Source organism: Archangium lipolyticum, from assembly GCF_024623785.1.
GTDB classification, from domain to species: domain Bacteria; phylum Myxococcota; class Myxococcia; order Myxococcales; family Myxococcaceae; genus Archangium; species Archangium lipolyticum.
Genome location: NZ_JANKBZ010000017.1, coordinates 204318 through 213623 on the forward strand (window position 1 = coordinate 204318; position 9306 = coordinate 213623).

Sequence of the window (9306 nt, forward strand, 5' to 3'; positions counted from 1 at the left end):
GTGTCCTTTGTTGGATTCTTGGGGGCAGATGATGGGGCTTCCACTGCCCTTGCCACCTTGCCGGGGATAGGGAGCGAGCATGACTTCCATCGACGATGTCTCGGCTTCCTCACGGGTGCTCCACCGCCGCATCGAGCTCGACGGCCTGAGCATCTTCTTCCGCGAGTCCGGTCCGGAGCACGCACCAGTGTTGCTGCTCCCTCACGGCTATCCATGCTCGTCCTATCAGTATCGCCGTCTGATGCCGGCGCTGTCGGATCGATGGCGGACCCTCGCACCCGACCTTCCAGGGTTTGGCTACAGCGGCACTCCGGATCCATCCGGGTTCGGGTACGATTTCGATGCGTATGCCAGGTTCCTCGGGCGGTTCACCGAGGCACTGGATCTTCGGGAGTATGCCATCTGGCTCCATGATTATGGCTCCCAGATCGGGCTACGACACGCCATCGCCCACCCGGAGCGGATCAAGGCCGTCGTCATCCAGAATGGTGACATCTACGAGGATGCGCTGGGTCCGAAATACGAGACCATCAAGGCGTTCTGGAACGACCCGAGCGTGCAGACACGTCAGCCTTTGGAAGCGGCCGTGAGCGAGGCGGGCTTCCGGGAGGAGTTCGTCGGAGAGATTTCGCCGCGGCTCGCGGAACGGATCCCACCTGATCTGTGGAAGCTGCACTGGCCGCTCATGGACACACCGGTGCGGCGGGCGGTCGCCGTGGGGCTGATGGAGAAGCTGAAGGAGAACCTGGAGTGGTTTCCCCGCTACCAGCGCTATCTTCGAGAGAAGCATCCCGCCACGCTGATCCTCTGGGGGCCCGAGGATGGCTACATGCCAGCGCCCGCGGCACGAGCTTATTTGCGTGACGTTCCCGATGCCGAGCTGCATCTGCTCGAAGGCGCGGGTCACTGGCTTCTGGAAACGCACTTCGAGGAAGCCGTGCCGATTGTGCGCGACTTCCTGTCGCGCCAGCTCACATGAGGCGCGCCCAGACCGTGAGATTCAGAGGTCGCCTTCGAGCGCGTCACGCACGCCCGGGAGCTGGGCGAGCAGCTCCAGCTCGGCGGCCTTGAGGTGGGACACCCGCCGTCCGGCGATCCGCTCGAAGTGAAGCTCGATGCGGTGCTGTCCCTCCGCGTCCACCTCGCGGAAGAGCCGGGCACGCCGGCCCTCCTTCACGCAGGCGAGGATGTCCTTATGGATGCTGTTGAGCCGACGATACACCTTCAGCGCCATCCGACCCTCGGGGGTGTCGAACGTGTGGAAGTGCCGGTTGCGCGAGAGCGGTCTCGCCGGATCATGGAGCCTCTCCACGAGGCGCCGAACGAATGGGTCCATCGACGCCGCAGGATAACATCCGGTACCCTCCATCTCAGCGATGCAATTCGAACTTCCTCGCCCGCTCTGGGCCCTGGCACTGATGCTCCCGCTTGCCTGCAAGGATCCGGACACCCTGTCCGTCCAGACCCGGGCACAACGTTTCCAGGCCCGGTTGGAGGAGGGGCGCCATCAGTTGGCCAATGGGCAGCCCGAGCAGGCCGCGAAGGCCTTCAGCGAGGCCTCGGGTCTTCAGCCCGACAGCTCCGAGGCGCTGCTCCTGCTCGCCGAGGCCCGGCGCCGGGAGGGCAACACCCAGGCGTCCATCCTGGCCCTGAAGCAGGCCATGTCGCTCAACCCCGCCGAGGCGCCCGTCATCAAGCGGCGGATCGCCGAGAGCCACGAGCGGGATGGACGTCTCTCCGAGGCCATCGCCCTCCTGCTGGAGCTGCGGGACGCGGACGAGCTCGAGGACGTGGACATCCTCAAGCTGGCCCACCTGCAGACGCTGGAGGGCCAGCACCAGGAGGCCTTCCTGACGCTGGAGCGCATCCAGCGCGAGCGCCCGGATGACGTGGACGCCAAGGTGGTGGAGGCGGAGATCCTCCTGGCCAAGGGCGACGAGGTGCTCGCCACGAAGTTGATGGACCGGCTCCTGGAGGAGCAACCGGGGCTCACGGCGGCGCGGATGTTGCGCGCGCGTTACTTCCTCCAGAGCGGCTATGCGCAGTATGCCGAGCAGGATCTGTCCCAGGTGCAAGGAGAGGACGCCTCGAAGCCCGAGTTCATCGTGTTGAAGGCGCGGGTGCTGTCCTCGCTGGACCGCCATGCGGACGCGGAGGCGGTGCTCGCGGGCGCGGTGTCCCAGTATCCGCAGAACGCGGAGCTGCTCGCGCGGCTGGCCGAGACGAAGCTGCTCCAGGGGAACCAGGCCGAGGCCCTGTCGCTGGTGGAGCGGGCGCTGAAGGTGCAGCCGGACTCCGCCCGCGCCTTCTACGTCCGGGCCCGGGTGCAGGAGGCCCGGGGAGACCTGCGGCATGCGAAGGAGCACTACGGCTACGCCCTCGACGCGAACCCCCGCTTCGCGCCGGCGCTGTCTCGCATGTGGCGCCTGCACCAGCAGGACGGAGACCAGGACAAGGCCCTGCTCTCCCTGGAGCGGCTCATCGATGGGGGCGAGGCCTCGCTGGAGGAGAAGGTGGCGCTCGCCGGCCTGTACGCGAAGACGCGGACGAAGCTCGACCGGGGTCTGAAGCTCATCGGCGAGGCGCTGAAGCAGGACGCGGCCAATCCCGAGTACCTGGACATCCAGAAGGCGCTGAAGAAGGCCCTGCCCAGGAAGAAGGCGTCCGGCCCCATCATCATCCGGGGCTCGCGCCGGTAGGCGGCGGGCTCAGGCCGCGGTCAGCACCACCACGTGGCCGATGACGGGTTGGCCCCCCTGTCTTCGCAGGGTGGCCTCCTGCTCCAGCACCGGGCGCAGGCCCGCGCCACGGGCACAGCCTCGCAGATAGTCGAGGTGGTGGACGTAGCGCGCGCTCGGCTGGAGCCGGTATCCCGGGTCGGTGCCCTTCTCCACGGTGAACGCGAACAGGCCTCCGGGCGCGAGCCTCGGGACGACCCGCTCGAAGAGCCGCTCCAGCGCCCCGAAGTAGACCAGCACGTCCACGGCGACGATGAGATCATGCCGCGCCGTGGTGGAGGCCAGCTCGGCGGTGATCTCCCCGGCCCGCAGCGCATCGTACACCCCGCGCTCGCGCGCCTTGTCCAGCATGCCCCTCGACAGGTCGATGCCCTCCAGCCGCCGGGCCAGGGGCCTCAGGAGGGGACCGGCGAGCCCGGTGCCACAGCCCAGGTCGAGCACGTCGAGCTCCCTCCGTCCCTCGAGCACCACCTGGACGGCGTCCATGAGCCGTTCGGGCGCACGGTAGGCGAGGAAGCCCCGCAGGCTGTCATCGAAGCTGGGGGCATAGACGTCGAAGAGCGCGGCGACATGGGCGTCCGCCATGCGCTCCGGCGGTGGTGCCCCGGTCTCGGCCGCCTCCAGGTAGGCGATGACGTCCTCCCGCGCCGCCTCGGGGACACGCAGGTCGCGGCAGCGCAGCTCGTGAAGGTGGCGGCGGAGCAGGGGAATCTCCCCGGCGCGCCCGGTCTCGCCCAGGATGGAGAGCAGCGTCCGCAGCGAGTCCTTGTCCTCCGGCTGTTGATCCAGCTGCTCGCGCAGCGCCGCCTCCGCCGCCAGCGGCTCCCGCCAGGACCACAGCACCTGGGCCCCGTAGGAGGGAGGCACGAGCTCGGCTCCCTCGAATCCACGGGCTTCCAGCCGCGCACGCCAATCGATGGGGGAGGGCTTCATGCGTCCCCGCAGCGTACACCCCGCGCGAGCCACGAGGCCATTGACGTCGCGCTCGCTCTCCTGGAAGCGAGCGGAGCCTGAACTTCCAGCGGGAGATCAGGTATGAACCCCCGGCATGAAGAAGCGCTACCGCTGCATCACCTGCTCCTACATCTATGACCCCGCCCTGGGCGATCCCGACTCCGGCATCGCGCCGGGCACCGCCTTCGAGGACATCCCGGACTCCTGGTACTGCCCCGAGTGTGGCGCGTCCAAGGCCGACTTCGAGCCCTTCGAGGAGTAGGGGCGGAGCAGGTAGACGACGTGTTGTGAGCCGGGCTCGATGGGCTGGAGCTCGCCGCCCGAGAGCGGTGCGCCGACCAGCTCCATCATCGCGTCCATGTTGCCGTTCATGAAGTACGGGTCGATGCCGTGCTGGGAACCGAGCGCGGCGTGGAATTCGGGGAGGACCTCGAAGGTGACTTCGAGGTCACCGTTGGCCAGGAAGCGGGTCCGGGCCGTGAGGAAGTTGGTGCCCGACTGGAGCCCGCGAGGGATGCGCGCCAGCGAGCGCTGCCAGCCGAGCATCCGGAGCATCGAGTACACGGCCCGGCCCATGGCGGTACGCCCGTAGCCGTCCACCAGCCGGCGGCCGAGCTGATAGCGGGCCTGTTCGCTGGGGACGTCCGGGTAGAGGACCTCGGCGCAGACCCGGAGGGCCGCGAACCAGGTGGGGACGGAGTAGGCGACCAGCAACGGCTGATCCAGGTCGATGCCAATGGCCTTGAGCCGCCTCCGGGCGTCCGCGTCGAGCCGCTCCTTGATGGTGTGCTTGAAGAGGGCCTCCACCACCTGGCTGAAGATGACGGGTTCCTTCCGGGTCGCGAGCACGGGCCTCATCGGGGTGTCCCAGGAACGGAAAGTGTCTCCTGCTTGGGTCCGAGTCGTCATCCGGGGGTCCATCGAAGGTTGATGCGCCGGGGCATCTACCACCGGGGACCCCGCCCGGCGAGGAGGATCCTGCGTTCAGCGGCGGCGGGCGCCCTCCGAGGAGGGCAGCCCCTCGGCGGTGTCCACCACCTTCTCCAGGGCCTTGATGCCCCGGCGCTGGCCCACGGCCACCAGGGTGAGGTTCTCCCGGGCGAAGTAGCGCCGCGCCACCTCGCGCACGTGGGCCGGAGTGGCCTCGTCCACCAGATCCGCGCGCCGGCCGAAGGATTCGGGCCTGCGGAACAGCTCCGTCCCGCCGAACCACCCGGCCAGCTCGCCCGGCGAGTCCTGCGCGAACTCCAACAGCATCCGGTGCCGCCGCTTGGCCCGTGCCAGCTCCTCCTCGCCCACCAACGTGGTGCTCAGCTCGCCCAGCACCCGGAACATCTCCGCCACCACCAGCGAGGCCCGGTCTGGCGCGCTCGCGGCTTCGATCTCGAAGATGCCCGTGTCGTGGAAGGCCTCCAGCGAGGCATGCACCGAGTACGCGAGCCCCCGCTTCTCCACGATCTCGAAGGGCAGCCGCGATGACAGCCCATCGTCGAGGAAGCGCCGCAGCAGTTGCAGGGCGGGCCAGTCCTCGTGGTGCTCGGGGACGGTGCGGAAGCTGAGGCGGAACTCCGTCTGGGCCTCGTCGTGGGTGACCACGTGCAGGTTGGGACCCGCGGGCGTGGACGGTGGCGGGAGATCGACGCTGGCGGGGCCCTCGGGCAGCCGCTCGAAGTGGCGCTCCACCAGGGCGAGCACCTCCTCGCGCTTCACCCGGCCCGCCGCCGTCACCACCATGTTGCCGGTGACGTAGTGGCGCGCGAAGTGCTCGCGTATCTGCGCGTGCGTGAGCTTCGACACCGACTCGCGTGTCCCGGCGATCTTGAAGGCCAGCGGGTGGTGGGGGAAGAGCACCCGCTTGGACAGGTTGTCGATGTCGATGTCCCGGCCCTTGTCGTCCACCTCGTCGAGCATCTCCTCGAGGATGATGCTGCGCTCCACCTCCATGTCGGTGAGCTTGGGGCGGGTGAGCATGTCCCCGAGGATGGCCAGCCCCACGTCCAGGTGCGCCGGGTGCAGGGGCGTGTAGTAGTAGCCGTGGTCCCTCGTGGTGACGCCGTTGAGGTTGCCGCCCACCTCCTCCACGGCCGAGTTCATCCGGAGGGTGTCCGGCCAGCCCTCGCTGCCGCGGAAGAAGAGGTGCTCCAGGAAGTGGCTGACGCCGTTGTTGGCGGCCGTCTCGTGACGGCTGCCGGTGCGCACGTACACCGCGAGCAGGGCGGTGTGCAGGTGCGGGGTCTCGATGGTGACGACGCGCAGGCCGTTGGGCAGCACGTCTCGGTGGTAGGCGAAGCTCATGCGCGTGGAAGCTTGACGGAGAAGGTGGTGCCCCGGCCGGCCTCGCTCTGGCATTCCAGGGTGCCGCCATGGGTCTTGAGGATCTGCTGGCAGACGGCGAGGCCCAGCCCCGTACCGTCCTCCTTGGTGGAGAAGAAGGGTTCGAAGATGCGGGAGCGGATGGCCTCGGTCATGCCGCGCCCGGTGTCCTGGAGCGCCACCTCCACCTCGTGCTCGTGGGCGCGGGTGGCGATGGTGAGCCGGCCGCCATCCGGCATGGCCTCGCGGGCGTTGCGCAGCAGGTTGAGGAACACCTGGCGCAGCTGGCCCTCGTCGGCCAGGGCCCGGGGCGTGTCCGGGGTGAAGTCCCGCACCACCTCCACCCCGGCGCGCTCCAGCTCCTCGCGGGAGAAGTCCAGCACGCTGGCGAGTACCTCGGTGACGGTGGTGGGCTCGAGGCTGGTCCGCGGCGAGCGCGCCATGCGCAGGTACTGCTCCGTCACCTCGGTGAGCCGGTCCACCTCGCGGGTGACGGCGGCGAGCAGCTCGCGCGTCTCGCGGGCGTCCTCCGGGGACTCGAAGCTGGCGCGCTCGAAGGCGTCCTGCATCAGCTCCACGTTGAGGCCGATGGAGGACAGGGGGTTGCGCACCTCGTGCGCCACCTGCGCGGAGATGCGGCCCACGGCGGCCAGCTGCTCGGCGCGCATGAGGGCCTCGGCCTGGGCCTTCAGCTGGGCCTCGCGTGCCTGGAGCGAGCGGGCCATGGCATCGAACTCGCGAGCCAGCACCGCCACCTCGTCCTCGCCGCGCACGCCCAGCTGCGCGCTGTAGTCGCCCTTGCCGATGCGCGACACGCCCTCGATGAGGTTGCGCACCGGGCGCAGCGTGCGGGCGGACCAGGCGGTGGCGCCCAGGCCCACGCCGATGGCCAGCACGGACAGGGTGATGATGGCCAGGCCCGTGCGCCGCTCGCGCTCCTCGGCCCCGTCCACGCGCTCGCGGATGCGGTTGCTGAGGGCCGCGCGCAGGAAGCGGATGTCGCTGCCGATGGAGGCCTGTTGCTGGCGCAGCTCGGTGGTGACGCGGGCCACCTCTTCCGGGGCGGGCGCCTCCCGGGCGAGCGCCGTGAAGACGGCCTCCGCCGCCTTCCCGTAGGACTGGTAGCGGTTGGCCAGCTGGCCGAAGTGCGACTCGAGATCCTGGATGAAGCGCACCTCCCCCGGGGGCGCCAGGGTGCGCACCTCGCGGGCCCGGGCCTTGGCCGTCTCCAGCCGTTGGGCCATGAGGGACGGGAAGTACAGCCGCGAGAGCCGGATGAGGGCCCGCCGCGTCTCCACGCTGCCCTCCTCGAGCATCCGCTCCGTGTCCTTCTCCTGGTTGGTGTGGAAGGACTCGAGCGCCGCCGCGTCCTGCGACAGCTGCAGGTACCCCTGGCTCACCAGACGGATCTCCAGCCGGTTGCGGTGCAGCTCGGCCACGCTGAACAGGGACACCGCTCCGAAGGTGACCAGCACCACCGCGTAACCGAGGAAGATGCGGGTGGCGAGGGAGAGCTTCATCAGGGGGGCAGGGGCCGCGTTGACCACGGCTCGAGGGCATCGCTACGCTCGGGACGGTCCGAGCGCAAGCCATCTTTGCCTGCCTCGGGGCCGGATACCGCAAAAGGGGAACGCCATGGGGCGGAGTATCAACGGGTGGACCTCGCCTGGGAGGCGGGGCATGGGACGGGGCAGGGCCCGGTCGCCAGGTTGGAAGGCATGGGTGGCGGCCTTGGGGCTCGTGTCCGCTTGCGGGCCGCGGGAGGCGCTCTACGAGGCGACGCTCCACACCCAGGCCTGTACCGGCATGCCCGCGTTGGAGGGGGTCCACTACCTGCGCTTCCGCGTCACCGGCGCCGGGATGGAGCCCGTGGAGCGCTACGTCCCGGTGGAGCGGGGCGCGGCGGGCGTGCCGGCCGTGCCCGCGGGCAAGGGCCGGGTGCTGGAGGTGCGGGGCTACACGAACCTGCCCGGCGAGGGCGGCCGCGTGGTGGCCCTGGGGCGCTCGCGTCCCTTCGACGTGCCGGAGTCGGCCGAGACCGTGCGTCCGTCGGTGAATGTCGCCCTGCGCCGGGTGGATACCTATGCACGGCCGGGCAGCGCGAGTGGCGGGTGCGTGTCGCTCACGGAGGCTCGCGCGGGGCACACGGCGACGGTCCTGGAGGACGGCCGGGTGCTGCTGGCCGGGGGAATGCAGTCCGAAATGGGGCGCCCGACCTCCACGCTGTCCTCGGCGGAGCTCTTCGACCCGGTGACGGGCACGCTCGAGATGGCGCCGGAGCTGGGCACGGGGGAGGGGCGTGACTTCCAGACCTCGCCGCGTGCCTTCCACACCGCGACACGGCTCCCGGGCGGCAAGGTGCTGCTGGCGGGTGGACAGGTGGTGTCGGTGGAGGGCCTGATGACCGTGCGGAGCGCCCTGGTGCTGGATGTGGCGCGGCGGACGTACACGGGAGTGGAGCTGACGGCGGCGCGCAGTCACCACGCGGCCGCGGCGGACTCGGGCGGGCGCGTGCTGCTCGTCGGTGGCATGGACGTGGCGGGCAGGGCGGTGTCCGAGGCCGAGGGGTTCGACCCCGCGACCGGTCAGGTGTTCTCCGTGAGCACTCCGGTGTCTCGGATGGGCATGGGGGTGATGCCGGTGCGGGATGGGCGGAGCATCGCCGTGGTGGGAGGCTCGGATGGGCGGACGCTGAGCCCGGAGGTGCTGTTCTTCTCGTACGAGGGCGGCACCTTCGTTCCCTCGGGTGAGACCGGCCGGCTACGGGAGCCCCGTCGTGACGCCGCGCTCGTGCCGTTCGGCGGGGCGGAGCGGTTGCTCTACGTGGGGGGGCATGCCTCGGCGGATGGTTTGGAGAACGGGCGGATCCTGGCCTCCTCCGAGGTCGTCTCCGGGAGTGACGTGACGGCGGGGCCGCAGGTGTTCGCTCGGAGCGGCATCTGCGCGGTGGCGCTGCCGGACGGGCGGGTGATGACCATCGGCGGGCGGCGGTCCACTTCGAGCGGCCTCTTGAGCGACTCGCACGTGGAGATGCTCGTCCCCGGGAAGAATGGGGCCGCCCCAGGGCTGCTCGGGCTGAAGCCGCTGGAGCGGCAACGTCACCAGCACACGTGCACGGTGCTGGAGGACGGCTCCGTGCTCATCGCGGGAGGTGTGGACGACAGCGGGAACGGGTGGACGACCCTGGGTGACCTGGTCATCTACACGCCGGTTCCGCTGGACTGATGCTCCCTCTCCCTCTGGGAGAGGGCTGGGGTGAGGGTCGTCATGCAAGGTAGAGGGGGGCCCCCCCACCCCCACC

Annotated in this window: 8 protein-coding genes and 1 pseudogene; 4 read left to right on the forward strand and 5 right to left on the reverse strand. The window is 70.0% G+C overall.

Annotated elements, in window-relative coordinates:
- The first annotated feature begins 79 nt into the window (after positions 1-79).
- Positions 80-979, forward strand: coding sequence for an alpha/beta fold hydrolase (locus NR810_RS31420; RefSeq protein ID WP_257458088.1), 900 nt, complete (start codon positions 80-82; stop codon positions 977-979).
- 21 nt (positions 980-1000) lie between these two features.
- Here the strand turns inward: NR810_RS31420 and NR810_RS31425 are convergent, their stop codons facing one another.
- The gene (locus NR810_RS31425; RefSeq protein ID WP_257458089.1) at positions 1001-1336 is read right to left on the reverse strand and encodes a hypothetical protein; all 336 of its coding nucleotides are present in this window, start codon (positions 1334-1336) and stop codon (positions 1001-1003) included.
- Positions 1337-1376: 40 nt separating this feature from the next.
- On the opposite strand from NR810_RS31425, the gene NR810_RS31430 reads away from it, so the two are divergent.
- Entirely contained in the window at positions 1377-2699 is a 1323-nt protein-coding gene (locus tag NR810_RS31430; RefSeq protein WP_257458090.1) for a tetratricopeptide repeat protein, read from the forward strand.
- Positions 2700-2708: 9 nt separating this feature from the next.
- Here the strand turns inward: NR810_RS31430 and NR810_RS31435 are convergent, their stop codons facing one another.
- Positions 2709-3671 (reverse strand): class I SAM-dependent DNA methyltransferase, encoded by a 963-nt coding sequence (locus NR810_RS31435; protein WP_257458091.1) that lies wholly within the window; start codon positions 3669-3671, stop codon positions 2709-2711.
- Positions 3672-3786: 115 nt separating this feature from the next.
- Between NR810_RS31435 and rd the strand changes: the two genes are divergently transcribed.
- On the forward strand, positions 3787-3954 hold the full coding sequence (gene rd / locus NR810_RS31440; protein ID WP_257458092.1) for a rubredoxin: 168 nt from the start codon (positions 3787-3789) through the stop codon (positions 3952-3954).
- Positions 3955-4028: 74 nt separating this feature from the next.
- Here the strand turns inward: rd and NR810_RS31445 are convergent.
- The 3 genes and pseudogenes from NR810_RS31445 to NR810_RS31455 form a co-directional block, all read right to left on the reverse strand.
- Positions 4029-4613 (reverse strand): annotated as a pseudogene (locus tag NR810_RS31445) (DUF2378 family protein); the annotation flags it as partial.
- A gap of 63 nt (positions 4614-4676) precedes the next feature.
- The gene (locus NR810_RS31450; protein ID WP_257458094.1) at positions 4677-5987 is read right to left on the reverse strand and encodes a M16 family metallopeptidase; all 1311 of its coding nucleotides are present in this window, start codon (positions 5985-5987) and stop codon (positions 4677-4679) included.
- Positions 5984-7525: a sensor histidine kinase gene (locus tag NR810_RS31455; RefSeq protein ID WP_257458096.1), complete on the reverse strand. Its 1542-nt coding sequence runs from the start codon at positions 7523-7525 to the stop codon at positions 5984-5986. The genes NR810_RS31450 and NR810_RS31455 overlap by 4 nt, the downstream gene beginning before the upstream one ends.
- 202 nt (positions 7526-7727) lie before the next feature.
- Between NR810_RS31455 and NR810_RS31460 the strand changes: the two genes are divergently transcribed.
- Positions 7728-9230, forward strand: coding sequence for a kelch repeat-containing protein (locus tag NR810_RS31460; RefSeq protein ID WP_257458097.1), 1503 nt, complete (start codon positions 7728-7730; stop codon positions 9228-9230).
- Positions 9231-9306 lie beyond the last annotated feature (76 nt).